General features: G+C 62.5%; 30 protein-coding genes. 24 read left to right on the forward strand and 6 right to left on the reverse strand.

From position 1 onward, the window contains the following. Positions 1-57 precede the first annotated feature (57 nt). The 15 genes from ACYQ8E_RS16525 (at position 58) to ACYQ8E_RS16595 (ending at position 10,774) form a co-directional block, all read left to right on the forward strand. Positions 58-1,050: a formylglycine-generating enzyme family protein gene (locus ACYQ8E_RS16525; protein WP_459861459.1), complete on the forward strand. Its 993-nt coding sequence runs from the start codon at positions 58-60 to the stop codon at positions 1,048-1,050. Positions 1,051-1,144: 94 nt separating this feature from the next. Next, the gene (locus ACYQ8E_RS16530; RefSeq protein ID WP_459861462.1) at positions 1,145-1,366 is read left to right on the forward strand and encodes a hypothetical protein; all 222 of its coding nucleotides are present in this window, start codon (positions 1,145-1,147) and stop codon (positions 1,364-1,366) included. 92 nt (positions 1,367-1,458) lie between these two features. Further along, positions 1,459-1,695 (forward strand): HRDC domain-containing protein, encoded by a 237-nt coding sequence (locus tag ACYQ8E_RS16535; RefSeq protein ID WP_459861464.1) that lies wholly within the window; start codon positions 1,459-1,461, stop codon positions 1,693-1,695. After that, positions 1,679-2,707 (forward strand): reverse transcriptase/maturase family protein, encoded by a 1,029-nt coding sequence (locus ACYQ8E_RS16540; protein WP_066725219.1) that lies wholly within the window; start codon positions 1,679-1,681, stop codon positions 2,705-2,707. The genes ACYQ8E_RS16535 and ACYQ8E_RS16540 overlap by 17 nt, the downstream gene beginning before the upstream one ends. Then, positions 2,704-2,916 (forward strand): SUMF1/EgtB/PvdO family nonheme iron enzyme, encoded by a 213-nt coding sequence (locus ACYQ8E_RS16545; RefSeq protein ID WP_459861465.1) that lies wholly within the window; start codon positions 2,704-2,706, stop codon positions 2,914-2,916. Before ACYQ8E_RS16540 ends, ACYQ8E_RS16545 begins: the two co-directional genes overlap by 4 nt. 244 nt (positions 2,917-3,160) lie before the next feature. Beyond that, positions 3,161-3,622: a hypothetical protein gene (locus ACYQ8E_RS16550; RefSeq protein WP_459861467.1), complete on the forward strand. Its 462-nt coding sequence runs from the start codon at positions 3,161-3,163 to the stop codon at positions 3,620-3,622. A gap of 77 nt (positions 3,623-3,699) precedes the next feature. Next, a complete protein-coding gene (locus ACYQ8E_RS16555) occupies positions 3,700-5,505 on the forward strand; it encodes a caspase family protein (protein WP_157471783.1) in 1,806 nt (601 codons plus the stop codon). A 74-nt stretch (positions 5,506-5,579) separates the two neighbouring features. Then, on the forward strand, positions 5,580-6,560 hold the full coding sequence (gene hemH, locus ACYQ8E_RS16560; protein WP_066725225.1) for a ferrochelatase: 981 nt from the start codon (positions 5,580-5,582) through the stop codon (positions 6,558-6,560). Further along, positions 6,553-6,744: a hypothetical protein gene (locus tag ACYQ8E_RS16565; RefSeq protein ID WP_066725228.1), complete on the forward strand. Its 192-nt coding sequence runs from the start codon at positions 6,553-6,555 to the stop codon at positions 6,742-6,744. Before hemH ends, ACYQ8E_RS16565 begins: the two co-directional genes overlap by 8 nt. Positions 6,745-6,856: 112 nt before the next feature. Continuing rightward, the gene (locus tag ACYQ8E_RS16570; RefSeq protein WP_066725230.1) at positions 6,857-7,645 is read left to right on the forward strand and encodes an MlaE family lipid ABC transporter permease subunit; all 789 of its coding nucleotides are present in this window, start codon (positions 6,857-6,859) and stop codon (positions 7,643-7,645) included. A gap of 7 nt (positions 7,646-7,652) precedes the next feature. Then, the gene (locus ACYQ8E_RS16575; protein ID WP_459861470.1) at positions 7,653-8,465 is read left to right on the forward strand and encodes an ABC transporter ATP-binding protein; all 813 of its coding nucleotides are present in this window, start codon (positions 7,653-7,655) and stop codon (positions 8,463-8,465) included. Next, positions 8,452-8,898 carry an outer membrane lipid asymmetry maintenance protein MlaD gene (gene mlaD, locus ACYQ8E_RS16580; RefSeq protein WP_066725234.1) on the forward strand — a complete coding sequence of 149 codons (447 nt, stop codon included), beginning with the start codon at positions 8,452-8,454 and terminating at the stop codon, positions 8,896-8,898. Before ACYQ8E_RS16575 ends, mlaD begins: the two co-directional genes overlap by 14 nt. Before the next feature lie 27 nt (positions 8,899-8,925). Further along, entirely contained in the window at positions 8,926-9,666 is a 741-nt protein-coding gene (locus ACYQ8E_RS16585; RefSeq protein ID WP_197463734.1) for an MlaA family lipoprotein, read from the forward strand. A gap of 17 nt (positions 9,667-9,683) precedes the next feature. Continuing rightward, positions 9,684-10,292: an MlaC/ttg2D family ABC transporter substrate-binding protein gene (locus tag ACYQ8E_RS16590; protein WP_066725240.1), complete on the forward strand. Its 609-nt coding sequence runs from the start codon at positions 9,684-9,686 to the stop codon at positions 10,290-10,292. 14 nt (positions 10,293-10,306) lie between these two features. After that, the gene (locus ACYQ8E_RS16595; RefSeq protein WP_066725242.1) at positions 10,307-10,774 is read left to right on the forward strand and encodes a Crp/Fnr family transcriptional regulator; all 468 of its coding nucleotides are present in this window, start codon (positions 10,307-10,309) and stop codon (positions 10,772-10,774) included. A 10-nt stretch (positions 10,775-10,784) separates the two neighbouring features. Here ACYQ8E_RS16595 and ACYQ8E_RS16600 read toward each other — a convergent pair whose 3' ends face one another. Next, positions 10,785-13,607, reverse strand: coding sequence for a sensor domain-containing diguanylate cyclase (locus ACYQ8E_RS16600; protein WP_197463735.1), 2,823 nt, complete (start codon positions 13,605-13,607; stop codon positions 10,785-10,787). Positions 13,608-13,713: 106 nt separating this feature from the next. Then, positions 13,714-14,601 (reverse strand): DnaJ C-terminal domain-containing protein, encoded by an 888-nt coding sequence (locus ACYQ8E_RS16605; protein WP_066725250.1) that lies wholly within the window; start codon positions 14,599-14,601, stop codon positions 13,714-13,716. 143 nt (positions 14,602-14,744) lie between these two features. Here ACYQ8E_RS16605 and ACYQ8E_RS16610 point away from each other — a divergent pair, with 143 nt between their 5' ends. Both ACYQ8E_RS16610 and hemG read left to right on the forward strand, forming a co-directional pair. Continuing rightward, positions 14,745-15,173, forward strand: coding sequence for a MarR family winged helix-turn-helix transcriptional regulator (locus tag ACYQ8E_RS16610; protein WP_066725253.1), 429 nt, complete (start codon positions 14,745-14,747; stop codon positions 15,171-15,173). 65 nt (positions 15,174-15,238) lie between these two features. After that, entirely contained in the window at positions 15,239-16,648 is a 1,410-nt protein-coding gene (gene hemG / locus ACYQ8E_RS16615; protein WP_459861474.1) for a protoporphyrinogen oxidase, read from the forward strand. Positions 16,649-16,697: 49 nt separating this feature from the next. Here hemG and def read toward each other — a convergent pair whose 3' ends face one another. The 3 genes from def to ACYQ8E_RS16630 form a co-directional block, all read right to left on the reverse strand. Next, complete coding sequence (gene def / locus ACYQ8E_RS16620) at positions 16,698-17,198, reverse strand: peptide deformylase (protein WP_066725259.1); 501 nt, start codon at positions 17,196-17,198, stop codon at positions 16,698-16,700. 4 nt (positions 17,199-17,202) lie between these two features. Further along, complete coding sequence (locus ACYQ8E_RS16625; protein WP_066725262.1) at positions 17,203-17,742, reverse strand: glycine cleavage system transcriptional repressor; 540 nt, start codon at positions 17,740-17,742, stop codon at positions 17,203-17,205. 300 nt (positions 17,743-18,042) lie between these two features. After that, on the reverse strand, positions 18,043-18,312 hold the full coding sequence (locus ACYQ8E_RS16630; RefSeq protein ID WP_066725264.1) for a cytochrome c3 family protein: 270 nt from the start codon (positions 18,310-18,312) through the stop codon (positions 18,043-18,045). A 174-nt stretch (positions 18,313-18,486) separates the two neighbouring features. Here ACYQ8E_RS16630 and ACYQ8E_RS16635 point away from each other — a divergent pair, with 174 nt between their 5' ends. The 5 genes from ACYQ8E_RS16635 to ACYQ8E_RS16655 are packed head-to-tail and all read left to right on the forward strand — an operon-like array spanning position 18,487 to position 22,127. Beyond that, on the forward strand, positions 18,487-18,966 hold the full coding sequence (locus ACYQ8E_RS16635) for a nitrous oxide reductase accessory protein NosL (protein WP_082820193.1): 480 nt from the start codon (positions 18,487-18,489) through the stop codon (positions 18,964-18,966). Beyond that, positions 18,963-19,259 (forward strand): hypothetical protein, encoded by a 297-nt coding sequence (locus ACYQ8E_RS16640; protein WP_066725266.1) that lies wholly within the window; start codon positions 18,963-18,965, stop codon positions 19,257-19,259. The genes ACYQ8E_RS16635 and ACYQ8E_RS16640 overlap by 4 nt, the downstream gene beginning before the upstream one ends. Continuing rightward, a complete protein-coding gene (locus tag ACYQ8E_RS16645) occupies positions 19,259-20,425 on the forward strand; it encodes an ABC transporter permease (protein WP_066725268.1) in 1,167 nt (388 codons plus the stop codon). Before ACYQ8E_RS16640 ends, ACYQ8E_RS16645 begins: the two co-directional genes overlap by 1 nt. A 5-nt stretch (positions 20,426-20,430) precedes the next feature. Beyond that, complete coding sequence (locus ACYQ8E_RS16650; protein WP_231875389.1) at positions 20,431-21,120, forward strand: ABC transporter ATP-binding protein; 690 nt, start codon at positions 20,431-20,433, stop codon at positions 21,118-21,120. Beyond that, positions 21,117-22,127, forward strand: a complete 1,011-nt coding sequence (locus ACYQ8E_RS16655; RefSeq protein WP_066725277.1) for a hypothetical protein — start codon at positions 21,117-21,119, stop codon at positions 22,125-22,127. The genes ACYQ8E_RS16650 and ACYQ8E_RS16655 overlap by 4 nt, the downstream gene beginning before the upstream one ends. 15 nt (positions 22,128-22,142) lie before the next feature. Here the strand turns inward: ACYQ8E_RS16655 and ACYQ8E_RS16660 are convergent, their stop codons facing one another. Then, positions 22,143-22,343 (reverse strand): GSU3473 family protein, encoded by a 201-nt coding sequence (locus ACYQ8E_RS16660; RefSeq protein ID WP_066725279.1) that lies wholly within the window; start codon positions 22,341-22,343, stop codon positions 22,143-22,145. An 82-nt stretch (positions 22,344-22,425) separates the two neighbouring features. On the opposite strand from ACYQ8E_RS16660, the gene tnpA reads away from it, so the two are divergent. Both tnpA and aroF read left to right on the forward strand, forming a co-directional pair. Next, the gene (gene tnpA, locus ACYQ8E_RS16665) at positions 22,426-22,881 is read left to right on the forward strand and encodes an IS200/IS605 family transposase (RefSeq protein WP_082820217.1); all 456 of its coding nucleotides are present in this window, start codon (positions 22,426-22,428) and stop codon (positions 22,879-22,881) included. Positions 22,882-23,104: 223 nt separating this feature from the next. Then, complete coding sequence (aroF, locus tag ACYQ8E_RS16670) at positions 23,105-24,115, forward strand: 3-deoxy-7-phosphoheptulonate synthase (RefSeq protein ID WP_066725281.1); 1,011 nt, start codon at positions 23,105-23,107, stop codon at positions 24,113-24,115. Positions 24,116-24,164: the final 49 nt, after the last annotated feature.

A 24,164-nucleotide genomic window follows, 5' to 3' on the forward strand; every position in this document is an offset into this window, starting at 1 on the left:
TACATTTTGTCCTGAAATGGAACTTTCCCGGTCCTGATCTGTTTGGAGGGTATCCCCATGGTTAAATCATCCATCGCCCTGTTCGCCCTTGTCTTCTGCGCCGCCCAGCCTGTTATCGCCGGCTTCATCCCCGGGTTCGAACCGGTGTGGGAGAAGTACCGGCGTGCCTCCTTACCGGCCCCGTCCGGCGGGACCAACTCTGGCAGCTCCTGGACCGACCCGACCACCGGGATGGAGTTCGTATTCGTCAAGGGGGGGTGTTTCCAGATGGGGAGCCCCGCCAGCGAAACAGGTCGCGATGGTGATGAGGGGCCGGTGCACGAGGTCTGCGTCGATGATTTTTATTTGGGCAAGACCGAGGTGACCGTCGCTCAATTCCGCCGCTTCGTCGAGGCAACCGGCTACCGCACCGAGGCGGAGAGTGGCGACGGTAGTTATGTCTATAAGGGCGCGAAGTGGGAGAAGCAGGCCGGCGTCAACTGGCGCCGCAACGCCTTGGGCGACGGCCCGGCCGACGACCGGCACCCGGTGGTGCATGTCTCCTGGAACGATGCCGTCGCCTGCGCCAAGTGGCTCGCCGGCAAGAGCGGTCGCTCGCTGCGTCTGCCGACCGAGGCCGAGTGGGAGTACGCCGCCCGCGCCGGCACCCGCAGCGCCCGCTTCTGGGGGGAAGATTCCGGCCAGGCCTGTCGCTATGCCAACGTGGCCGACCGGACCGCGAAGCGCAAGTGGAGTGGCTGGACCGTCCACGACTGCGACGACGGTTACGAGACCACCGCCGCGGTGGGTAGTTTTCTGCCCAACGGTCTGGGACTCTTTGACATGCTGGGGAACGTCTGGGAGTGGTGCAGCGACTGGTACGGCAACGACTATTACGGGTCGAGCCTGCGCAACAACCCGCAGGGGCCGACCGGGGGCTCCTACCGCGTGCTTCGCGGCGGCAGCTGGCGCTTCGGGCCGGAGTACGTGCGGTCGGCGTTTCGCGGCGGGGGCGCGCCCGACTACCGCTACGTCCACCTCGGCTTCCGGCTGGCTTTCCCCGCCAGGTAAGCGGAAGCGCGACGGGAAGCGCAAGGACAAGGCGGAGCCGCAGGCCAGGCGCTGGACGGGTGCTGGAGCGAGGGTCTTCGATTAGGAGGGGGCGATGCAGCAATGGCAATTTTTTCGGGTGCCGGTGAATAATGGCGCTGAGGCGGCCTCGGAATTCAACCGGTTTTTGCGCGGGGCGCGGGTCCTGGCGGTACACCGAGAGTTTGTCGTGCAGGGCGAAAGTTCGTATTGGGCTTTGGCCGTGGAGTTTTTAATCTCAGGTGGGTCGAATTCCCCGAAGCTTGCTTCGATGAAAGCGATCAATCTAAACTTTTGATACCCCGTAGCTTGCTGCGGGGAGATTCATGCGAGGGCGGCGTAGCCGCCCGCCGCGAATCGGGTAAACGAAACAAGGTTGATTGGCGCGAGGTGCTCTCGCCCGAGGATTTCGCTCTCTATGCCCGGCTGCGGGAGTGGCGGAAAAAGGTGGCCGAAGAGGAGGCGGTGCCGGTCTACACCATCTTCACCAACGAGCAGCTGGCTGAGGTGGCCCAACGGCGCTGCGCCAGCGCGGCGGCGCTGGCCGAGATCGACGGCATCGGCAAGGGGCGCATCGAGCGCTACGGAAATAACCTCCTGGCGGTGCTGAATGAAGCGGGTCGGTAACCTTTATCTGTCAATTGCCGACCCGGACAACCTGCGTCGGGCTTTTCTCAAGGCGGCGCGTGGCAAGCGGCAGCGGCGGGAGGTGCGTGAGTATACCGCCAACCTCGACGCCAACCTGATGGAGCTGCACCGGCAACTTCTGGCGCATGAGGTCGTCGTCGGCGATTATCGTTTCTTCATCGTGCGTGACCCCAAGGTGCGGCAGATCTGCGCGGCGAGTTTCCGCGAGCGGGTGTTGCATCACGCGATCATGAATATCTGCGAGCCGGTGCTTGAAGGGTATGCTATCGACGATTCCTTCGCCTGCCGTCAAGGAAAGGGGTTGCATACAGCTCTCAAGCGGGCGCAGCAATTTACGCGCTGTAACAGCTGGTATCTGAAGCTCGACATTCGCAAGTATTTCGACAGTATCCCCCACGACCGGCTGCTGGCGCTGTTGGCGCGGCGCTTCAAGGACAGGGACCTTCTGGAGTTGTTCGCGCGTATTCTTGCCGCCTATGAGACGGAGCCCGGTCGCGGTCTGCCCATCGGCAACCTGCTGTCGCAGCATTTTGCCAACTTCTATCTTGGGGCTCTCGACCATTGGCTAAAAGAGCAGCGGCAAGTCAAAGGGTATCTGCGTTACATGGACGATTTTGTGCTGTTTGCCGCCGACCGCGAGACCCTGCGTACCGAACTGGCGGCGATTGAAACTTTTATTCGCGATCATCTCGGCCTGGAGTTGAAAGAGAATATCCAGCTCAATCGCGTCGCGCACGGGCTGCCGTTTCTTGGTTTTCGTCTCTACCCGCATACTGTGCGTCTGGCGCCGCGCAGTCGTGAACGTTTTGCCAGGCGGCTCGTTGAGTATGAGACGTTTTTTGCGGCCGGGTCGTGGAACGAAGCAGAGCTTGCCTGTCATGTCGGTCCGCTGGTAGAGTTTACCCGCGTTGCATCTGCCGCCAGTTTTCGACGACAGGTGCTGACCAACAGAAGAAAGGGTGCCGTTCTACAAGGGGCTCCAACCGCGTGAATCGCGGCGGCAGCTGGAACAACAGGCCGGAGAACGTGCGGTCGGCGAATCGCAACAGGAACACGCCCGACTACCGCTACGACCACCTCGGCTTCCGGCTGGCTTTCCCCGCCAGCTCGGCGATGCGCGAAGACCGTCGCCGACCCGAACGGCATCCCGTCCCCGTTATGTGTGGGGCGAAGAGAGCAGCACGGCCCGGTTGCTGGTAGGCCGTCGGAGACGGTTCGAAGGTTGCGGGGCCGAATAAATCGAAAGCATGGTAGGTTGGGTTGAATGGAATTAAACCCAACGTTGTCGGCACCGCACCGCCGGTGAATAATTCGGGTGTAAACCATTGCGGTCTCCGGTGTTGGGGGAAATGTTGGGTTTCGCTTTGCTCTACCCAACCTACGTTGGTGGTGACCGGTTGCGAGGGCGATAGTTGCAAAAAAAACATCGAAGGAGGGGAGAAACATGGACAAGGCAGAGGTGGAAAAGTTAGCACATCAGATCGGCGACCAGATCGCCGAACGGATCAGCACCCAGATTGGTGTCGTCCATGAGGCGTTTCAGCACAAGCTCGACCTGGTAGTCGAGGGGCAGCAGATGCTGGGCGAGAAGATCGATCATCTCGATGGCCGGGTCGGTAACCTGGAAGTGAAGATGGAGCGCGTTGAAGTGCGCCTGACAGCAGTGGAACATCGCATGGACAGGCTGGAGACCAAGGTGGACAACCTGGAAACCAAGGTGGACAACCTGGAAACCAAGGTCGACAGGCTGGAAACCAAGGTCGACAGGCTGGAAACCAAGGTCGACGGCCACGACAGCCGATTCGATCAACTGGATACCAAAATCGATAGTATTGCCGCCGATCTGACCGCCCACCGGGCAGACACCGTGGCGCACCGCAACGCTTGGGGCGTACGGGAGGAGTAGATTAATAGGTGTGTTGGGTTTCGCTTTGCTCTACCCAACCTACCGATCCGATGAGGGAATTGAAATTGGAGGGAACCATGCAACGTATTATCCTCACCATTCTGCTTCTGGCCATTGTCGCCGCTCCAGCCCTGGCCGCCGACACCTGCGATCTCGCCGCGACCCTGGCGGAAAAGGGGGCGAAAACCTTTGCTGCCGACAAGGCGGAGGGGCTGAAGTTGCTGATCAAGGCGAAGGAACTTTGCCCCAACGAGGCGGCCTACAGCTACAACCTCGGCGTCGCCTACTACCAGTACGGGCGTCCCGTCGATGCCCTGCCGCTGCTGGAAGCGGCGGTGGCCGCCGACGGCAGCAAGGCGCTCTGGCTCAACAACCTGGCGGTGGTGCGGCTGGAGCAGGGGCTGCCGGCCGACCAGGCGCTGAAGCTGGCGGAACAGGCGGCCAGGCTCGACGGGTCGACCGTTGCCATCAAGGAGACCCTGGCGCAGGCGCGTTTTGCCTCCGGGCAGGAAGTGGCGGCACTGCGCGGGCTGGCGGCCGAAAGCGATTCCACCCTGACCAAAACACGCGACCTTCTGCTTGACCGCTACCTGGCCGCGTATCTCAGTCGCCTGCAACAGGGGGAGACCGAGCCGGCCCTGGCCGGGCTGAAGGCGGTCACCTTCCTCCCCGCCGGGGCGCGTACTTACGCCCTGGCGCTGGCGCGCATCGGTCGAGGCGAGGCGGCCCTGCAGGCGGTCGGCGCGGCGCAGCGCGATTTCCCCGGCGACAACAGCATCCGCGAGGCGGCTGGCGAGGTGGGCGAGCAGGTGGCGGCGGCGCTCTACAGTGATTACCAGAGCGGCAAGACGGCGCAGGCGGTGCAGCAGGCGAAGGGGCTCTCCGAGGCTTACCCGCAGGTCACTGCGCTGAAGAGCGCCTACGACAAACTGCTGGAGGCGCTCCTTGCCGACGCCACCACCATTGCCGTCCCCGAGGCGGGCAAGCGCCGCACCCAGGCGGCTTCGGGCTCGGCGGAGGCGTTGCTGGCGGGGCTCGGCGGCGGCGCCGCGTCGGCCGGCGAGATCAACCTGCGGGTCGACATCGACGAGAAGATTCCGGCCGGCAAGCAGGCCGGCCGTGACGATGTGGCGGTGGTGATCGGTAACCGCAACTACGGCGTGGCGGGGACGCCGAACGTCGAATACGCCCAGCGCGACGCGGCGGTGATGCGTCAGTACCTGGAGAAGACCCTCGGTTTTGATGCCAAGAACATTCTCTATGTCGAGAACGCCACCTATGCCGGCTTCGCCCAGCTCTTTGGCCGCCAGGGGGATCCGCGCGGCAAACTCGCCAATTACGTGGTGCCGGGAAAATCGGAAGTCTTTGTCTACTACGTCGGCCACGGCGCTCCTGACCCGGAGACGGGCGATGCCTACTTCGTGCCGGTCGATGCCGATCCCCAGTTTTTGCGCACCAGTGGTTATCGCCTGCAGACCTTTTACGACAACCTCGCGCAGCTGCCGGCCAAGTCGGTCACCGTGGTGCTCGACTCCTGCTTCTCCGGCAATTCGGCCGGCGGACTCCTCTTCAAGGGGGTCAGCTCGATCAGCCTGCGGGCCAAGGCGGTGACGGCGCCGCAACAGCTGACGGTCTTCGCCAGTTCCCGCGACGACCAGATGTCCAACTGGTACGATGAGAAGCGCCACAGCCTTTTTACCTATTACTTCCTCAAAGGCCTCGGCGGCGAGGCCGACGCCGACCGTAACCGCAAGGTGACGGTGGCGGAGATGGAAAACTACCTGGACGCCGAGGTGCCGCGCATGGCACGGCGGCTCAAGGGGGCGGCGCAGGCGCCGCAGGTTTCCGGCGACCGCAATGCCGTGCTGGCGGAACTGCGGTAACTTTGTGTTGGGTTTCGCTGCGCTCTACCCAACCTACATCCTACATCCGTTGAAACGATGGGGTACCCTTGGGAATGTCTGTATCTTCTGAAAAAAGAGCCCTGGTCCTCCTCAACATGGGGGGGCCCGACTCGCTGGCGGCGGTGGAGCCGTTTCTCTACAACCTCTTCTCCGACCGCGAGCTGATCCGGCTGCCGGCCGGAGCGTTGTTGCAGAAACCCTTCGCCAGGCTGATCAGTCATTTCCGCGCCAAGCGGGTACGTCTCAATTACCAGGCGATCGGCGGCAAATCGCCGCTGCTTGAGTGGACCAACAAGCAGGCAGCGGGGATCACGCAGCGGCTGGGGGCGAACTGGGTCCCTTTCGTGGCGATGCGTTACACGGCGCCACGGGCCGAGGAGACGGTGCGGGCGATCAAGGCGGCGGGGATTGGCAAGGCGGTGGTGCTGTCGATGTATCCCCACTACACCAGCGCCACCACTGGCAGCAGTCTGGGTGACTTCAGGCGCGCCGTCGCCAAAATCCATCCCGGGCTGGAACTGACCGTCATCGAGCAGTGGTACGACTGGCCCGGTTACCTTGACGCGCTGGCCAACCGCATCAACCAGGGACTGGAGAAGTTCCACGAGCTGCTGCGCGACGAGGTGCAGATCCTCTTCTCCGCCCACGCCCTGCCACAAAAGTTCATCGACGAAGGGGACCCCTATCTTGACCATGTGATGGCGACGGTGCGCGGTACCATGGAACGGGTTGGCGCGCGCCCCTGGACGGTCGGTTTTCAGAGCCGCAGCGGCCCGGTGCAGTGGATGGAGCCGGACACGGTGGCGGTGATGGACCGCCTCGCCGAGGAGGGGAAGACGGCGGTGCTGATCGTGCCGATCTCCTTCGTCTCCGACCATATCGAAACCCTCCACGAGATCGACATCGAGTACCGCCACCACGCCGAGCTCCACGGGCTGCGCCACTTCTTCCGCGCCCCATCGCTCAACGACGGCGCCGACCTTCTCGATGCCATGGCGGCGCTGGTGCGCAGCCGGGAGGCGGTCCATGGCTGAGCCGCGTCCCTGCGCCATCTGCGGTGCGCCCTTCACCCCCGCCCCGCCGGCCTCCCCGGCCGAGGAGGCCGGCGCCTACGTCGCCCTCGAACGCTATGGCGATGCCGGCGCCCTGTGCCGCGATTGCCTCGCCAGCCGCGGCACCCTGGCGATGATGTACTGCCCGGAGTTCGGCGAAGGGTGAAAAAGAAGGCGATGAGCGATGAGTTCCTTTGGGATCGCTCCTCACTCGGGTCTCATCGCTCATCGCTTTCCTCCCCCTTTCAAAAACCCATTTTGTCAGCTATGATCTAGCCATGCGACGGGTCCTGGAAAATATTGGCGACCAGACCCTGTACGTGCTGGAGATGGCCGGCCGTATGGGGCTTTTTCTGCTGGCGTGCCTGCGCTGCGTCGTCACCCCCCCCTACAAGCTGGGGGCGATCCTGCAGCAGCTGCAGTTTATCGGCGCCCGCTCGATCTTCGTCATCTTCTTCACCGGCGGCTTCACCGGCATGGTCCTTGGCCTGCAGGGGTACTACACCCTGACCAAGTACGGCTCGACGAGTGCCCTCGGCTCGGCGGTGGCCCTGAGTCTGATCCGCGAGCTCGGGCCGGTCCTCGCCGCGCTGATGGTGATCGGGCGCGCCGGGTCGGCGATCACCGCCGAAATCGGCATCATGCGCAATTCGGAGCAGATCGACGCCCTCGAATGCATGGCGATCGAACCCTGCCGCTACCTGATGGCCCCCAAGTTCATCGCCGCCATCCTCTCCCTCCCTCTGCTCACCGCCATCTTCGACGTCGTCGGCATCTGGGGCGGCTGGCTGGTCGGGGTCAAACTGCTTGGCGTCAGTGACGGCGCCTACTTCCAGGGGATGTTCGCCAGCGTCGTCTGGGCCGATATCAAGATGGGACTGGTCAAGTCGCTGGTCTTCGGTCTGCTGCTGGTCTGGATCTCGGCGGCGCGCGGCTACTACCTGCATCTGGAGCGGGATGGCGGATTCGGCGCCGAAGGGGTGAGTCGCACCACCACCCGTTCGGTGGTGATGGCTTCGGTCACGGTCCTGGTCTGGGACTACCTGCTCAGCGCCATCATGTTGTGAGGATACGGTGACACAGTCCCAGGATCAGGATTCGCCAGAGGTGGCGATCGAACTCGACGGGGTGACCAAGCGCTTTGGGCGCCAGCTGGTGCTGCGCGGCATCGATCTCAAGGTGATGGCCGGCAAGACCACCGTCATCGTCGGCGCCAGCGGCCAGGGGAAGAGCGTCATCCTCAAGCACATGCTCGGCCTGGTCCGGCCCGACCGCGGCCGGGTGCTGGTCTTCGGCCAGGATCTGGCGAAGATTTCCCGCAAGGAACTGGGGGCGATGCGCATGAACTTCGGCGTTCTGTTCCAGAACGGAGCCCTCTTCGATTCGATGACGGTCTTCGATAATGTGGCGCTCCCCCTGCGCGAGCGAACCGCCAAGGAGGACGAGGAAATTCGCACCATCGTCGAATCCCGGTTGGCCCTGATGGATCTCAAGGGGAGCCAGGCCAAGTTCCCGGCTCAGCTCTCCGGCGGGATGCGCAAGCGGGTCGGGCTGGCGCGGGCGCTGGTCCTCGATCCCAGGGTGGTCTTTTTCGACGAGCCGACCACCGGTCTTGATGTCCACAAGAGCAACGAGATCTACCGGCTCTTTTTCGAAACGCAAAAGCAGCTGGGTTATACTGCGGTGATTGTCAGCCACGATGTGCCGAAGATCTTCAAGCTGTCCGACTATGTGGCGTTGCTCGCCGAGGGGAAGATTCAGGGTTGTCTCTCCCCCGAGGCTTTTCAGATGGCGGACAACCCGTTGATCCGTGACTACGTGGAGACGACCATGGGTCCGATCTACTCAAGCGCAGAGGAGGAGCCGGGTCTTTATGAAACGGTTTAACCTGGAAATTGCAGTCGGCCTCTTCATGGTGGTCGGCTTCGCCTGCTTCGCCTGGTTGTCGGTGCGCCTCGGTGACGTCAACCTCTTCGCCAACCGCACCTACACGGTGCAGGCCCGTTTCGGATCGGTCTCCGGCCTCAAGGTCGGCGCGGCCATCGAAATTGCCGGTGTCCCGGTCGGCAAGGTCGCAGCCATTACCCTCGACCCGGAATTGTACCAGGCGCAGGTGAAGCTGGAGATTGATAATGGTGTCCAGCTGCAGGAAGACAGTATCGCCTCGATCCGCACCGCCGGCATCATTGGCGACCGCTACGTCGCTATCTCCCCCGGCGGCTCCCCGGAACTGATCGCGCCGGGCGGAAAGATTACCGAGACCGAGTCGGCGATCAATCTCGAGGAACTGGTGAGCAAGTATATCTTTGAGAAGAAGTGAGCCGAATTGATGGATGCCTCGCTAATCATGCTGCGGATCGCTCAGCAGGGGCGAATCCTTTTGTTCGCTCTGGTGCTCCTGACTCTTTCGGGGGGCGCACTGGCGTGGGCCGAGGAGCCTTTCGACCCAGGGCCCGACCCCTTCGCCGACGAGGTGGTGGCGCCGAGCATCGCCGATCCGATCGAACCGTTTAATCGCGGTGTTTTCTGGGTCAACGACAAGCTCTACTTCTACCTCCTCAAGCCGATTGCCCGGGGCTACCGGGTGGTGCCGAGGCCGGTGCGGAGTTCGGTCGGCAAGGCCTTCACCAATCTTGCCTTCCCGGTGCGCTTCGTCAATAACCTGCTGCAGCTGAAATTCCGCGCAGCCACGATCGAGTTCGACCGCTTCCTGATCAATTCGACCATCGGCCTGGCCGGGCTGTTCGATCCCGCCAGCAACATCCCGGAACTGCGGCCGCAGGTCGAAGACCTCGGCCAGACCTTCGGTTCGTACGGCATCGGTCATGGCTGCTACCTGGTTCTGCCGCTGCTCGGCGCTTCGAGCCTGCGCGATGGCCTCGGGTCGGTCGGCGATTCCTTTCTCGATCCCCTCGCTTATACCGGTCTGACCCTGGCCGAACGGGGCGGGCTCAGGGCGGGGCAGACCATCAACTGGCTTTCTCTCGACAGGGATACCTACGAAGGGATCAAACAGGATGCCGTCGATCCCTACCTTTTTATTCGCAATGCCTACCTCCAGCGCCGCCAGGCGCAGGTCGAAAAATAGGCCAAGGAGTTGCCGCCATGAACAAACAGGTGCTGATTTTCCTCCTTCCTCTGCTTTTACTCCTCCCCCTGCCGGCGCTGGCCGCCCCCAGTGCCATCGACCAGGTCCGTGCGACGGTGAACCAGGTCCTCGAAGTGCTGCGCAACAAGGGGCTCGATGAGACCGCCCGGCGCGAGCAGCTGCGCACCCTGGTGCGGGACCGGTTCGATTTTGCCCTGATGTCCCAATGGACCCTAGGTACCTATTGGCGCCAGGCCAGCCCGGACCAGCAACGGCGCTTTATCGACCTCTACAGCGACCTGCTGGAAGCGAGTTACCTGGGCAAGGTCGAGTCCTATACCGATGAAAAGGTCCATTTTATCGGCGAGCGGATCGAAGACCAGCGGGCCGAGGTGGAGACGGAGATCGCTACCGCCCAGGCCAATATCCCCTTGAATTATCGTCTGAGCCTGGAAGGTACGGAATGGAAGGTCTACGACGTGGTGATTGAGGGGGTAAGCCTGGTGCGAACCTACCGCGGCAGCTTTGGTGAAATTGCCCGCAAGGATGGAATTGAGGGGTTGCTGAAACAGGTGGCGCAAAAGGTCGAGGAGCAGCGCCAGGCGCGGGCTGCCCGCAAGGGGTAGGGAGAAGAGCAACGATGATTCAGGTCCAGGCCGAGCGCTGCGCGCTCCTCAAAAACCAGCTGCGCTGTTTCCATTTTCTGCAGGCCGAAGATCTTCCTGAGCTGACCGACTATTTCACCTGCGCCTCGGTGGGCGCCGGCGATACCCTCTGGCGCGAAGGGGACGTGGGGGACTTCGAGGCATTTATTATCGAAGGGAAGGTCGAGATCAGCAAGGAGACCGAATTCCCCGGCAAGCAGGTGGTGGTCGGCGTCTACAGCCCGGGGACGGTGGTCGGAGAGCTCTGTATCATGGAGGATCGTCCGCGGGCGGTCACCGCGGTCGCCCTGGAAGAGACCGCGCTGCTGCTCCTCAGCCGGGACAATCTGGAACAGTTGCTGACCGTCAACCCGGCCCTGGGGAGCAAGCTCCTCAAGGGGATGCTGATGGTGGTTTCCATCCGCCTGCGCAAATCCTTCGAGCGACTGGCATCGATTTTCTGATTCGCTCCCGTTACCCCGTCCTGCCCGGCCCCGGTTCTTCACCGGGAGCCGCCCCCCGAAAGAAGCAGTAAGCATTGCGTCCTGCCTGTTTGGCGCGGTACATGGCCGCATCGGCGTTTTCCAGCAGGGCCGACATCTCCTCCCCATCCTCCGGAAAGATCGCAATCCCGACGGAACCTGAAATCCGCCGCCGGCCGCCCGGCAGGTCGAAAGGCCGATCCAGGGCAACCAGAATCCGGCGGGCGACCACGCCGACCTGGGTGGCGGCAGTAACACAGGGCATGATGACGGTGAATTCGTCACCTCCAAGACGCGCCGCAGTGTCACTCTTACGCACCGATTGCAGCAGCCGTTGCGCCGCCAGTTGCAACAGACAATCCCCGGCATCATGGCCGAGGGTGTCGTTGATCTCCTTGAAGTGATCGAGATCGATGAACATTAACGCCACCCGATACCCCTCCCGCCGGGCCTGTTCAATGGCCTGGCGCAGCCGGTCGTGGAAGAGCATGCGGTTGGGTAGTCCGGTAAGGGCGTCGAAATTGGCCTGGTGCCAGATCTTCTCCTGCAGTTCCTTGCGCAGGGTGATGTCCCGCAGAATAGTCTGCACTGCCCACTTCCCACCATAAAAGACCGGCGCCGAGCTGATCTCGACCTCGACCGGCAGGCCATCGAGGCGGACAATTCGGGCCTCAATGTAGGGGTGATCCTTCTGCAGCTCTCCCTCCTGTTGAACGCGTGCCTCAACCAGATCACGGAACTCGGGGTGAATCAGGTCGAGGTTGTCCATGCCGGCAAGCTGGTCGGCTTCGTTGGCGGCGAAGAGTCGACCGGCGGCCTGGTTGGCGAAGATGATTTTCCCCTTGCGATGGACGACGATGGCATCGGGCGAGCGGTCAATGAGGGCGCGATAGCTCTGTTCGCTCTCGCGCAGCGCCTGTTCGACCTGCTTGAGGGCGGAGAGGTCCTGCAGGGTTTCAATGGCGGCGATCATCTCACCCTGGCGGTTGCGGATCGGCGCTGCTTCGAAGAAGAGATAGCGGCGTTTTCCGCCGACGTTGGCAAACCATCCTTCCGCCTGCAACCCTTCGGGGATCAGTTGCGAACTGGCGAAGGTGCTGTAGAGATCGAGGGTCTTTTCCAGGTCCTGGTCGATAATCAAATCGGCCATGCAGGGGCGCGGTTCTTTGTAGAACGCTTTCCATTGCAAGTTGGTACCGAGGACCTCGGCGGCGGCAATGCCGGTCAACTCTTCGCAGGCCCGGGTCCAGGTCAGGACCCGGTGGCTGGAGTCGAGAACGAAGCAGGCGACGGCGGAATTCTGCAGCAGATTTTCAGAAAATTCCCGCTGTTCGGCAAGTGCCGCTTCCACCGCTTTGCGCTCGGTAATGTCTATCATGGTGGCGACCAGCCCGGCCGGCTCCCCCTGGGGGTTGCGAAAGCCCGCCTTGAAGAAGAGGATGTCGTGCCGGTTGCCGTCAGCCAGGGGCAGGGTCTGTTCAAAACTTTCCACGATCGAGCTGTGTTCGTTCAAAAGTTTGGCGTCGATGCGCAGGTGCGTCGCCGCTTCGTCCACCGGGACGAGATCGCTGACTGTTTTGCCCGGGAGTTCAGCGCGCGGGATGCCGAAACTCAGCTCGAAGGCGGTGTTGCAGCCGAGGTAGTGGCCGTCGAGTCCCTTGTAGTAGACCGGTAACGGGATGGAATCGAGAATCATCTGCAGAAAATCGAGGCGCTCCCGGGAGAGGGTGGTCTGTTGCGTGACCTCGCCGATGAGCTGGTTGAAGGCGCCGGCCAGGGCGCCGATTTCGTCGCCACTGCTGATTCGGAGAGGCCGCCGCGGCTCGGGTTGGGCGGAGAGTTCCCGGACCTGCCGGGTCAGCAGGGCCAGGGGGTGCAACTGCCGGCGCAGAACCAGCCAGAAGATCAGGGTGCAGATCGCCAGGGCCGCGACGACCCCGACCGCGGTTCCCCGCAAGGCGCGGTGCAGGGGAGCATAGGCTTCCTTTTGCGGGTAGTTTGCGGCGAGAATCCAGTTGGTTGCGGCGAGGTGCTTGAAGGCGGCGAGCATCGGCACCCCCCGGGAATTCACCGTCTCCCCACTCCCCTCAAACCCTTCGATGGCCTGATCGAGCAGCAGGTTGGCGCCGGGCGGGATGTCCCTCTGCAACACCCGGCTCGGATCGGGGTGCATGATCATCAAGCGGTCGGTGTTGAAGAGGTAGTAATAACCGGTTTCACCGATCCGGGTGCGGGAGAGGCGACCGAGAAAATTGTCCCGGGTCAGGTCGAGGCTGCCGGCGAGAACGCCGAGGAGTTGTCCCTTCGGGTCGAAGAGCGGGGCGGTGAAGTTGACGGCCGGATGGTGGTGGGGCTGGCTGGAAAGGTAGGGGTCGGAAATGATCGGGGCACCACTTTCGATGGTGCGGCGGAAATAGTCGCGAAAGGCATAGCTCCTCCCGCGGCGATCCGGCTTGAAGGGCCATTCGGCGATCAGGTCGCCGTTGGCCGAAAACAGGAAGATGCCGTTGTCGAAGAACTGGGTCGTGCCGATGCCAAGGCGCTGGTCGAAAAAGGCCTGGGCCAGGTCGGGGTTGGCGACAATCTCCGGCGGGATGCTGGCCGCGGTCTTTACAATCAATTCGCGGCCATAGGCCAGGTTCTGGTCGAGGGCCTGGGCGTTTCCACTCAGGACCGTGAGTTGCTGGCGGCCGATAAAATGGCGGAATTCGGTGGCAAAAAAATGAAGTGTCGCAGCCCCGAGCAGGCTCAGCAGCACGCAGAGCAGCAGGCCGACAGTTCCCGCCAATTTGGTTTTCAGGCTCAATGACGCCACGCTGGTGTCCCAATTGCTGGCAGGCTTGCGCAACTTCGCTAAAGAACTTCACTCTAACGGATCTTGTCGGGAAGACAAGCGGTAAATTCGGGAGAGACTATCCGCCCTAGAGGCCGAGGTCGCGCAACTTCTCCAGCAGTTGCCGCTGGGTGTCGTTGAGGTGGGTGGGGACGAAAACTTCGATGACTGCGTAGAGATCACCCTTCTTGCCGTCACCCGGCACCCCGAAGCCGCGCAGGCGGATTTTGCCGCCTGGGACCATGCCGGCCGGGACTTTGACGCGCTTTTCACCATCGAGGGTCGGGACCTCAACACTGGTCCCGAGGCAGGCCGCCGAAAAGGGAATCTTCACGGTAACAAGGAGGTCCTTCCCCTCGCGGCGGAAGACCGGGTCGGGCTCGACCTCGATTTCGAGGTAAAGGTCGCCGGCGGGACCGCCGCCGGGGCTTGCCCCCCCCTTGCCGGCGACACGCAGTTTCTGGCCCGATTCGACGCCGGCGGGGATGCGCACCTGCAGTGATTCGCTCTTGCCGGCATGGCTGAAGGCGATGTGGCGCTCGCCACCGGAGATCGCCTGGCGCAGCGGAATCGCCACCTGCAGGGAAAAATCCTGGCCGCGAACCGGTCGCGGACGCCCGCCGGCGTGGAAGGTGGTGCGCCCCCTGCCGCCGCCGAAGAGCTGGCTGAAGATGTCGTCGTTACCCAAGCCGAATTCACGAAAGAGGTCGCCGACATCGAAGCCGCGGAAGATATCCTCCTGGGAATATCTCTGGTGAAAACCGGCCTCGCCGAACTGGTCGTACTGCTTCTTCTTCTCCGGATCGGAGAGGACCGCATAGGCCTCGGTAATCTCCTTGAACCGTTCCTCGGCCGCCTTGTCGCCGGGGTTCTTGTCGGGATGATACTTAAGGGCCAGCTTGCGGTAGGCTTTCTTGATCCCGGCACTGTCGGTCCCCTTGGGGACACCGAGCACCTGGTAGTAGTCCTTGGCCATGGTCGCTCCTTGGGGCGCAGGTGTTGTGCCCTGTCAATATAGGGTCGGCCGGGGGTCCCGTCAAGGGCGCGGTGCGGAAATGGTTGACCTCTCGCCCGGGACCGGCTAATATTTCGGCAGGCTAAACTTTTGGAGGTCGAACAATGGAGAAGATCGAGCGGCTCGAGCATTTATACCCGGAACTTCTTGGGCGCATGGGGCGGTTGCGGGCCCTGGTCCACGAGGGGATCGATCTGACCTACAACCAGTACAAGACCCTGTTGACCATTGCCGCCTCCGGGCGTTGCTCCCTCGGGGATCTCGGACGGGAACTGGAGGTCGCCATGAGCAGCGCCAGCCAGATGGTCGACCGGCTGGTCGCCCAGGGCCTGGTCCAGCGTCAGCAGGACGCCGACAACCGGCGCCAGGTCATTATCCGCCTCACGCCGCGGGGGCAGGCGCTGATCGGCGAACTGCGGCGTGGCATCCTGGCGCGCTACCGCAAGCTGCTCAAAGCCCTCGACCCGGCCGAGCAGGAGGAACTGGTTACCGCATTCGAGTCGATCGCCCGGATTCTCGGCAAGGTGACGTGACGGCCCAGGACCCCGGACCATCCAAGGTTATTTCCGCCCATCTGTCCGTGAAAGGAATCGCTACCATGACCCGTATTGCCATCGTCGGAGCCGGGATTTCCGGTCTGTCGACCGCCTGGGCTATTGAGTCCCTTGCCAAAGCTGCAGACCTCCCCGTGCAGATCGTCCTACTCGAGAAGGAGGAACGGAGCGGGGGGAAAATCTGGAGCCGGCGGGAGGAGGGCTACCTGTGCGAGTGGGGGCCCAATGGTTTTCTTGACAACAAGCCGATGACTCTCGACCTCTGCCGGCAGCTGGACATCAGTGATCGCTTGCTTCGGTCCGATGACAACGCCCGCAAACGTTTCATCTACAGCGGTGGCAAGCTCCACCAGCTGCCGGAAAATGGCCCCTCCTTTCTCCGCTCGGGGTTGATCTCCTGGCCGGGCAAGCTGCGCCTGGCCTGCGAACCGCTGATCCCTGCGCGGCGGGACGACGCGGATGAGACCCTGGCCGATTTCGCCCGCCGGCGTCTCGGCCAGGAGGCCCTCGACAAGCTGATCGCACCGATGGTCTCCGGCATTTTCGCCGGCGACCCGGAGACAATGAGCCTGAAGAGCTGTTTTCCCCGCATCCGTCAGCTCGAAGTCGAGTACGGCGGTCTGATCAAGGCGATGGTCCGGCTGGCGAAACAGAAGAAGGCCGAACGCAAGGCGGGCAAGGCGGTGGCCAGCGCCGCCGGTCCCGGCGGGGTGTTGACCTCCTTTGCCGAGGGGATTCAGGAATTGACCGCCGGGATAGGCCAGGCCCTTGCCGCTGAGCTGCGCCTGGGCGCCGCGGTAACCGCCATTCGGCGCCTCGATGGGGGTTATGCTCTCGATCTCGCTGCCGGCGGCAGCGTTGAAGCCGACCTGGTGGTCAGTGCCGCCCCGTCCTGGGCCGTCGCCGGACAGGTCGCCGGCCTCGATCCGGCCCTGGCATTGCTGCTGCGGGAGATTCCCTACGCCCCGATGAACGTCGTCTGCTTCGGTTACCAGCGGGAGAAGATCGCCCGGGATCTCGACGGTTTTGGCTACCTGATCCCGAAAAAGGAGGGGAAGGGGATTCTTGGCACCCTCTGGGACTCAAGCATCTTTGCCAACCGCGCGCCGGAGGGTTCGGTGCTGCTGCGCTCGATGATGGGCGGGGCCACCAATCCCGGTGCCATCGAGCTCGCCGACAGCGAGGTCCAGTCCCGGGTCGCGGCCGACCTCAAGGAGATCATGGGGATCACCGCTGCTCCCGACTTTGTGCGGATTTTTCGCCACCGGCGGGCCATCCCCCAATACGTCGCCGGCCACGGACGCCGCCTGGAGGCGATCGCGGAACGCCTCGATGCCCTGCCGGGACTCTTCCTGACGGGGAATGCCTTTTTCGGCGTCGGCCTCAACGACTGCGTCAATGCCTCCAATCAGGCGGCGGCACGGGTGGTCGCTTTTCTGCTGAAGCGGGGGTAGTTTTGAGGTTTGAAGTTTGAGGTTTGAAGGCGCGCCGGGTGGCGCGCCTTCAGCGTTTGCGGCGGAAGAGGTCGGTCTTGAGGCTGGAGACGCGGTCGAGGAAGAGGTAGCCGTCGAGGTGGTCAATCTCGTGCTGGATCGCCACGGCTTCGAACCCGCTGGCCCGGATCACCCGCTCCTGCCCGTCGCGGTCGAGAAACTGGACCACGATACTCTCGGCACGGGTGACATTGCCGGTATAGTCGGGGACGCTCATGCACCCCTCGCGCATCGACTGCTGTCCTTCCCCCTCGAGCACTTCCGGGTTGATCATGGCCAGCAGGCCGTGGTTGCATTCGCGGCCGAGCTTGCTGTGGGAGACGTCGACCACCACCACCCGGCGCCCATCGCCGATCTGGGTCGCGGCCACCCCGACCGAATGCCCGGCGGCGACCATAGTGTCGATCAGATCCTGGACCAGGGCGTCAACGCTGGGGTCCGCAGCTGCCACTGGCTCCGCCACCGCTTTCAGCCGTGGGTCGGGGTAAAGCAGAATTTCCCTGACCGCCATGGTTTCAGAACTCCACCGGGGTAATGGAGCGGATGCTGATATCGACCTTGAGCCGGTCGCGCAGCTGCTGCATGACGAGGGAAAGGTCGTCGACCTCGACCCCCTGGGGGAGGACCGCCTCCAGCATCATTACGTAGACGGGCCGTTCCTCGCTCCCCACCAGCTTGGTGTTGAGATCGGTGATATTGACCTGACGGTCGCCGAGTTCCTTGGCCACCTGGTAGACGATCCCCGGTTGGTCCGATCCGTAGACTGAAATCAGGCAGAGCTCACCGGTCATCTGCGGATGCCTTTCGCCGCCGGGCTTGAGCGTGCGCAAAAAAACCGAGAGCCCGCTCTCCTCGAGGGGAGCAAACGCAGCACCGAAACTTTCCCGACCGGTATAGGCCGGATGGGAGATGATCAGGATCATGGCAAATTGGCCGCCGAGAATCGAACAGCTCGAATCGGCGATGTTACAGCCGAGGCGAAAAAGGATTTCAGTGACCTGGGAGACGATGCCGGGGCGATCCCGGCCGATGATCGTCAGGGCGAAATGCTGCATGATGACCTCCCTGTTGCAGTTGCTGTTGCAGCTTCTAGGAGCCTGTCGGACTATGCGGGGCGAAGCGAAAATTCGGATATTGGAGAACAGCCGGATTTGCAGTCGGCGCATGGATAGTCCGACAGTCTCCTAGTACCATCTTTTGGCCGGAAATTCCAGATTTCCCTGCAGGGCCGGGAGAGGTGCCGGGAAAATAAAAAAGCGCGGGAGCGGCTGACGCCGTTCCCGCGCAGGGTTGGCCACGAAGGCCGTTATCCGATTCGCGGTCCCTGGGACCGCTGAATTCATGTTTTGGCGGGATTACTTCTTGTGGCAGTCGCCGCACTTGGTGGGACCGGCACCCTTGGTCTTGTGGCAGTCCTTGCACAGGGCGTGGGCCGAGTCCTTGGTGAGCTCGATCTTGGCCGGGGTCCCTTCGCCGTGACAGACCTTGCACTCCATCGTTTCGCTGTGAGCCTTGTGGTTGAAGGTGACGTCGCCGTTCTTGGCGGGCAGGACGACGCTGTCGACGGCGAGAGCCGGGGCAACAGCAAACAGGACCAGCAGGGTAGCAACGAGCAGTTTCTTCATGACGGTGTTTCCTCCTTCAGTTGGTGTTGATGGGAATTAAATGTTGCTAACTGTAATTGTCTCATGAATCCTTGTCAAGACTTTTTGGCAGGGGGGGGGGCGGCTTGCATCTGGCGGGTAGATCGGCTACCTTTTCAGTACACCTGTCAGACCTGTGTGAAGGAGTAAAATGGCATGCGTGGCAAATTTCTTCCCGTTTTTTTCGCCCTGCTCGGGAGCCTTATGGTTGTTGTCCCGGCTACCGCGGCTGAGCCGCAACCTCCGGGGAAAGGGGACCGCTGTCCGACCTGCGGCATGTTTGTCGCCGGTTATCCCAACTGGGTCAGCTCGATGGTTTTTAAGGATGGCAGCCGCGTCTTCTTTGACGGGCCCAAGGATATGTTCCGCTACTTTTTCGACCTGGGCAAATACCGCCCGGCGGGGACTCCCGACGACATCGAGGTGATCTTTGTCACCGAGTATTATTCGATGCTGAGCATGGCGGCGACGGAGGTCTATTTTGTCAGTGGCAGCGATGTGCTCGGCCCCATGGGGAAGGAGATAGTCCCGGTCGCCGGCCTGGAGCAGGCGCGGGGGTTCATGCGTGACCACGGTGGTGCCAAGCTGATGCAGTTTAACGGCAAGGCCCTGGTCGAAGTGCGGGACGCCGAATGAATCGTGCCCTGGCCTTTCTGGCCCTGACCACGGTGCTGGTGCTGGTGCTGGCGGCACTGCTGGTGAATGGGGAGTTGCAGGCCCGGCACTTTGCTGCCACCAGTGGCCCGGCGCTGGCGCGGCTCGGCGGAGCGCTCGGCCTCACCGACCTGGCGATCTGGACCGAGGCCCGCTATGCCCGCCATCCCTCCCAGGCCGACCGCTTCACCGCCTTTCAGGATCTGCCCGGCGCCTTTGACCACTTTCCCGCGGGGTCGATCATTCCTCCTCCCCCTGCCGACCTGATCCGCTGATGTCTGTGACCCGCCAGCTGAAAATCCTCGAATTCGCCCTCGCGGCAACCCTGCGCCAGCGTGGCCGCAACCTGTCGATCCTGATCGTTTACACCCTGGTCATCACGGTCCTCGCCTCGATCCTCTTTTTGACCCGCGGGCTCAAGGAGGAGGCGGCCCAGCTGCTGGCCCGGGCTCCGGAACTGGTGGTGCAGCGGGTTATCGCCGGCCGCCATGATCTGATCTCCCTCGATTACGGCAAGACCCTGGCCGCAATCCCCGGGGTCGGCAAGGTGACGCCGCGAGTCTGGGGGTATTACTACGACGGCCTGACCCACAGCAACTACACCCTGATGGGTGTCGGCGCAGCGGCCCCGGTTGGGCTGGAGCTGTTGCGCGGAAGCCTGCCGCAGGGCCCAGGGGAATGTGCCCTCGGGGCCGGCGTCGCCGGCATCAGGCGCACCGGTCCCGAGGGGGACCTGATCATCGTCGACAGTCGCAATACCGGGGTCGTCTTTGAGGTCACCGGGGTTTTTGCCAGCGATTCGGCGCTGCTGACCAACGACCTGGTGCTGCTCGGGGAAGAGGATCTGCGCCAGTTCTTTGCCATGCCGGATGACCGGGCCACCGACTTCGCCGTCGAGGTCTTCAATCCCCAGGAGGTGGATACGGTGGCGGCGAAGATCAAGCAGCTTTTGCCCGATACCCGCCCGATCACCCGCAGTGAGATCCTGCGTACCTACGATTCGGTCTTCAGCTGGCGCAGCGGCATGCTGCTCACCGTCTTTGCTTCCGCGCTGCTCGCCTTCTGTATCCTCGCCTGGGACAAGGCGACCGGTCTCAGTGCCGAGGAGAAGCGGGAGATCGGGATACTCAAGGCGGTCGGCTGGGATACGGCCGATGTCCTGGCCCTCAAATTCTGGGAAGGGCTCATCCTCTCCCTCACGGCGCTGCTGATCGGCCTCATCCTCGCCTGGCTCCATGTCTTCTGGTTCGACTCCCAGTGGCTGGCGCCGGTGCTCAAGGGGTGGTCGATCCTCTTTCCCCCCTTCGCGCTGACGCCGGCCGTCGATCTCTACCAGCTCTGCGTGATTGCGTTTTTGACCGTCACCCCGTACGTGGCCAGCACCGTCATCCCTTCGTGGAAGGCTGCAATCACCGACCCGGAAAGCATGATGAGGAGCTGATAGCGATGGCGCCGCTGATTGAAACCATGGATCTGTACAAGACCTACAACCCGGGGCGACCGGATGAAATCCGTGCCCTGCAGGGGGTGTCGGTGCAGATCGAGGCGGGGGAGGTGGTGGCCCTCAAGGGTCCGAGCGGGTCGGGCAAGACCACGCTGCTGAGCCTGCTCGGCTGCATGAGCCGCCCCACTTCGGGGCGGGTGACGGTGGCCGGGCGCGATGTCTCCCGTCTGCCGGAGCGTTTTCTGACCGAGGTCCGCCGTCAGACCTTCGGATTCATTTTTCAGCAATTCAACCTGCTGCGGGATGTCGGGGTGCTGGAAAATGTCCTGCTCCCCCTCTACCCGCAGGATTGCCCGCCGCGGGAGATGCAGCGCCGTGCCACGGAACTGCTCGACCAGCTTGGCCTGGGCCAGCGGCGCCAGCTCAAGGTCCGCCAGCTCTCCGGCGGCGAACAGCAGCGGGTGGCGATTGCGCGGGCGCTGGTCAACGCGCCGCAGATCGTGGTCGCCGATGAGCCGACCGCTCATCTCGACAGTGAGTTGGCGGCAGAACTGCTGGAAATTTTGACGGGTCTGCAGCGGGAGGGGAAGACCATTGTCATCGCCACCCATGACCGCTTCGTCTTCGAACATCCGCTGATCACCCGGGTGGTGGCAATGCGTGACGGGCGCCTCGCGGTGGAGGCGCCGTGATTCTCCATCCCGGTATCCTCGCGCTGCTCACCGGTAGCGGCATCGTCCTGCTTCTCTGCCTTTACGCGTCGGTCACCGGGGCCCGCATTCTGCTGCGCTGGGATCGCAGCAGCAGCAGCGAACTGCAGTATCAGCTCGAATTGCGCACCGTCCTGGTCTCGACCCTGGTCCGCTACGCCCTTGCTTTCGAGATCCTTTCCGGGATCCTCTTCATCTACACCGTCGACGACCTGCACCCGCTCTTCGTCGGCGCCATGTGCGCCACCGGCTCTCTCAACGCCAACCCGGTGGGCTGGAACGCCCTCCTCGTCAAGCTCGCCATCTGGTTTGTCGCCGCCCTCTGGCTAGTGCTCAACCGCTTTGACGAGCAGGCCGAGGACTTCCCCCTGGTGCGGGTCAAGTATGCCCTGCTGCCGCTGGTCACCTACCTGGTCGGACTCGACTGTTACTACCAGCTCAGTTATTTTCTCGGCCTGCAGCCCGAAGTCATCACCTCCTGCTGTGGCGCCCTCTTCACCGCCAGCGGTGGCGGGTTGGCCGGGGAACTCGCCGGGCTGCCGGCAAAGCCGGCGATGATCGCGTTCTATGGCGGGGCCGGGGTGCTGCTGGTGCTGTTGATGGCCTGTCTGGTCTGGCGGTCCGGTTGGTTGCGGCTGTTACTGACGCTGGTGGCGGCCGGCTTTCTCCCCCTCGCCCTGGCCGCGGTTATCTCCTTCATCTCCCTTTATATCTACCAGATGCCGAGTCATCACTGCCCCTTCGACCTGTTCCAGGGGCATTATCATTTTATCGGCTACCCCCTCTATCTAAGCCTGTTTGCTGCGGTCCTTTACGGTGCGCTGCCGGGCTTGTTCCGGCCCCTGGCACGTCACCCGTCTCTCGCCACCGCGCTTTATGAAACTGATCGGCGCTGGTTGTGGCGGGCGCTGGTTGCCCTGCTGATTTTCCTCGCCCTGGCAACGGCACCCGCCCTGTTGGGGCAGATGGTCCTGATCGGTTATGGTTGAAGCTGCCCAGGTGACTCAGACGTGAGCGTGGCGCCGGTCCCCCGGCCTTGGCGTGAGCAGTGCGGACGGTTTTCGCCGGACCGGATCCTTGCCGACGACCACCCAGCCGGCGCGGCGGCGAAAGCGGGCCAGCTTGTGGGATTCAAAGAGGCGGTCGAGCAGATGCGCTTTGACCATATCGTGCCGGCCATCGGTATACTGAACCTGGATCATCATGGGAAACCTCCCTGGTTGAATCTCAGGGGGGTCCAATTCCCCGAAGCTTGCTTCGCTATCGCCAATATGAAATATTGGCGACATGAGCGAATATGTACACAAAAGTCATAATGTTTCTGTGCTGTTATACCATCTTGTTTGCCCAGCAAAATACCGCCGGGTTGTTTTCACCCCAGAGGTTGATGGCTGTCTCAAAGAGGTCTGCCTTGAGATCGCCAAAAGATACGAGATTCAGTTCGTAGAAATTGGGACCGACAAAGACCATGTTCACTTTTTGGTGCAGTCGGTTCCAATGTACAGCCCAACGCAGATTGCACGAGTCATCAAAAGCATTACGGCCAGAGAAATATTCAAACGAGTCCCATCGGTTAAAAAGCAACTATGGGGTGGCGAATTTTGGACAAAGGGCTATTTTGTGAACACTGTAGGCCAAAAGGGTAATGAGAAAACCATTGCGACCTATGTTAGAAATCAAGGCCGAGAAAAAGAGTATCAGCAATTGCACCGCGAGCAGTTAACGCTTTTTGATACCCCGTAGCTTGCTGCGGGGTAGTTCATTAGTTTTTATGGGAATATATTACCGTATCGGTCATTGATGGCAACAGGGGAAAAGAGTGGTATGGCAGGGCAAGGGAAAAGGCTTGAAATCCACTCCGCGCCTCGCTAAGCTTAGCGACTCTGGAGCCCTGATTTCAGGACTGTCCTGCCTTAAAGTGTGATCCAGCTGGCAACGGCCGGCTGCAACCAAGGAGAAGGGTTCGATGCTCATTGTCATGGACCACAGTGCTACCCCGGAGCAGATCCAGGCGGTTATCGAAACCGTCACCGCGGCCGGTCTTCAGGCCGAGCCGATTCCGGGGAGCCAGCGTACCGCCATCGGCGTGCTCGGCAACCAGGGGCCGGTCGACGATACGGCGATTCGCGAATTGCCCGGCGTACGCGAAATCATTCATGTCAGCAAGCCCTACAAACTGGTCTCCCGGGATTTCCATCCGCAACCGACGGTGGTCGAGGTGGGCGGGGTTCGCATCGGCGATGGCGCCAGGCCGGTGGTGATTGCCGGGCCCTGCTCCATCGAGAGCGAGGCGCAGATGCTGGCCGCTGCCCAGGTGGTCAAAGCTGGCGGCGGCCAGGTGCTGCGGGGCGGCGCCTTCAAGCCCCGTACCGGTCCCCATTCGTTTCAGGGGCTCGGCGTGCCGGGGCTGAAGCTGTTGCGCCAGGCCGGCGATGCGGTCGGTCTGCCGGTGATCACCGAGGTGATGCGCATCGAGCAGCTCGAAGCGGTCTGCCGTTATGCCGACATCCTGCAGATCGGCGCCCGCAACATGCAGAACTTCGATCTTCTCAAGGAGGTCGGGCGCCTTTCCCATCCGGTCCTTCTCAAGCGCGGCATGTCGGCGACAATCGAAGAATTTCTCTCCGCTGCCGAGTACCTGCTGGCCGAAGGAAATGGCCGGGTGATTCTCTGCGAGCGCGGTATCCGCACCTTTGAGCGGGCGACCCGCAACACCCTCGACCTGTCGGTCGTTCCGCTGATCCGTTCGATGAGCCACCTGCCGATTATCGTCGATCCGTCCCACGCGACCGGCAAGCGTTCGCTGGTGCCGGTGATGGCGAAGGCGGCCCTGGTTGCCGGTGCGCACGGTGTCATGGTCGAGGTCCACCCCGAGCCGGAAAAGGCCCTGTGCGATGGCGCCCAGAGCCTGACGGGGGATGGTTTCGGCGAACTCATGGTTGATATTCGCGGCCTGCTTGGCTACCTTGGGTATTGACAGCCGTAGCAACCGGGCTGGTTGAAGAGAGGTTGTCCGGAGAACGGAC

This window comes from Desulfuromonas carbonis (assembly GCF_054658035.1).

Excerpts from the sequence above, each read along its gene's own strand:
- ACYQ8E_RS16525 (WP_459861459.1), top strand. The coding sequence starts at position 58 with ATGGTTAAATCATCCATCGCCCTGTTCGCCCTTGTCTTCTGCGCCGCC.
- ACYQ8E_RS16530 (WP_459861462.1), top strand. The coding sequence starts at position 1,145 with ATGCAGCAATGGCAATTTTTTCGGGTGCCGGTGAATAATGGCGCTGAG.
- ACYQ8E_RS16540 (WP_066725219.1), top strand. The coding sequence starts at position 1,679 with ATGAAGCGGGTCGGTAACCTTTATCTGTCAATTGCCGACCCGGACAAC.
- ACYQ8E_RS16550 (WP_459861467.1), top strand. The coding sequence starts at position 3,161 with ATGGACAAGGCAGAGGTGGAAAAGTTAGCACATCAGATCGGCGACCAG.
- ACYQ8E_RS16555 (WP_157471783.1), top strand. The coding sequence starts at position 3,700 with ATGCAACGTATTATCCTCACCATTCTGCTTCTGGCCATTGTCGCCGCT.
- hemH (WP_066725225.1), top strand. The coding sequence starts at position 5,580 with ATGTCTGTATCTTCTGAAAAAAGAGCCCTGGTCCTCCTCAACATGGGG.
- ACYQ8E_RS16565 (WP_066725228.1), top strand. The coding sequence starts at position 6,553 with ATGGCTGAGCCGCGTCCCTGCGCCATCTGCGGTGCGCCCTTCACCCCC.
- ACYQ8E_RS16570 (WP_066725230.1), top strand. The coding sequence starts at position 6,857 with ATGCGACGGGTCCTGGAAAATATTGGCGACCAGACCCTGTACGTGCTG.
- mlaD (WP_066725234.1), top strand. The coding sequence starts at position 8,452 with ATGAAACGGTTTAACCTGGAAATTGCAGTCGGCCTCTTCATGGTGGTC.
- ACYQ8E_RS16585 (WP_197463734.1), top strand. The coding sequence starts at position 8,926 with ATGCTGCGGATCGCTCAGCAGGGGCGAATCCTTTTGTTCGCTCTGGTG.
- ACYQ8E_RS16590 (WP_066725240.1), top strand. The coding sequence starts at position 9,684 with ATGAACAAACAGGTGCTGATTTTCCTCCTTCCTCTGCTTTTACTCCTC.
- ACYQ8E_RS16595 (WP_066725242.1), top strand. The coding sequence starts at position 10,307 with ATGATTCAGGTCCAGGCCGAGCGCTGCGCGCTCCTCAAAAACCAGCTG.
- ACYQ8E_RS16605 (WP_066725250.1), bottom strand. The coding sequence starts at position 14,601 with ATGGCCAAGGACTACTACCAGGTGCTCGGTGTCCCCAAGGGGACCGAC.
- ACYQ8E_RS16610 (WP_066725253.1), top strand. The coding sequence starts at position 14,745 with ATGGAGAAGATCGAGCGGCTCGAGCATTTATACCCGGAACTTCTTGGG.
- hemG (WP_459861474.1), top strand. The coding sequence starts at position 15,239 with ATGACCCGTATTGCCATCGTCGGAGCCGGGATTTCCGGTCTGTCGACC.
- def (WP_066725259.1), bottom strand. The coding sequence starts at position 17,198 with ATGGCGGTCAGGGAAATTCTGCTTTACCCCGACCCACGGCTGAAAGCG.
- ACYQ8E_RS16625 (WP_066725262.1), bottom strand. The coding sequence starts at position 17,742 with ATGCAGCATTTCGCCCTGACGATCATCGGCCGGGATCGCCCCGGCATC.
- ACYQ8E_RS16630 (WP_066725264.1), bottom strand. The coding sequence starts at position 18,312 with ATGAAGAAACTGCTCGTTGCTACCCTGCTGGTCCTGTTTGCTGTTGCC.
- ACYQ8E_RS16635 (WP_082820193.1), top strand. The coding sequence starts at position 18,487 with ATGCGTGGCAAATTTCTTCCCGTTTTTTTCGCCCTGCTCGGGAGCCTT.
- ACYQ8E_RS16640 (WP_066725266.1), top strand. The coding sequence starts at position 18,963 with ATGAATCGTGCCCTGGCCTTTCTGGCCCTGACCACGGTGCTGGTGCTG.
- ACYQ8E_RS16645 (WP_066725268.1), top strand. The coding sequence starts at position 19,259 with ATGTCTGTGACCCGCCAGCTGAAAATCCTCGAATTCGCCCTCGCGGCA.
- ACYQ8E_RS16650 (WP_231875389.1), top strand. The coding sequence starts at position 20,431 with ATGGCGCCGCTGATTGAAACCATGGATCTGTACAAGACCTACAACCCG.
- ACYQ8E_RS16660 (WP_066725279.1), bottom strand. The coding sequence starts at position 22,343 with ATGATGATCCAGGTTCAGTATACCGATGGCCGGCACGATATGGTCAAA.
- tnpA (WP_082820217.1), top strand. The coding sequence starts at position 22,426 with ATGAGCGAATATGTACACAAAAGTCATAATGTTTCTGTGCTGTTATAC.
- aroF (WP_066725281.1), top strand. The coding sequence starts at position 23,105 with ATGCTCATTGTCATGGACCACAGTGCTACCCCGGAGCAGATCCAGGCG.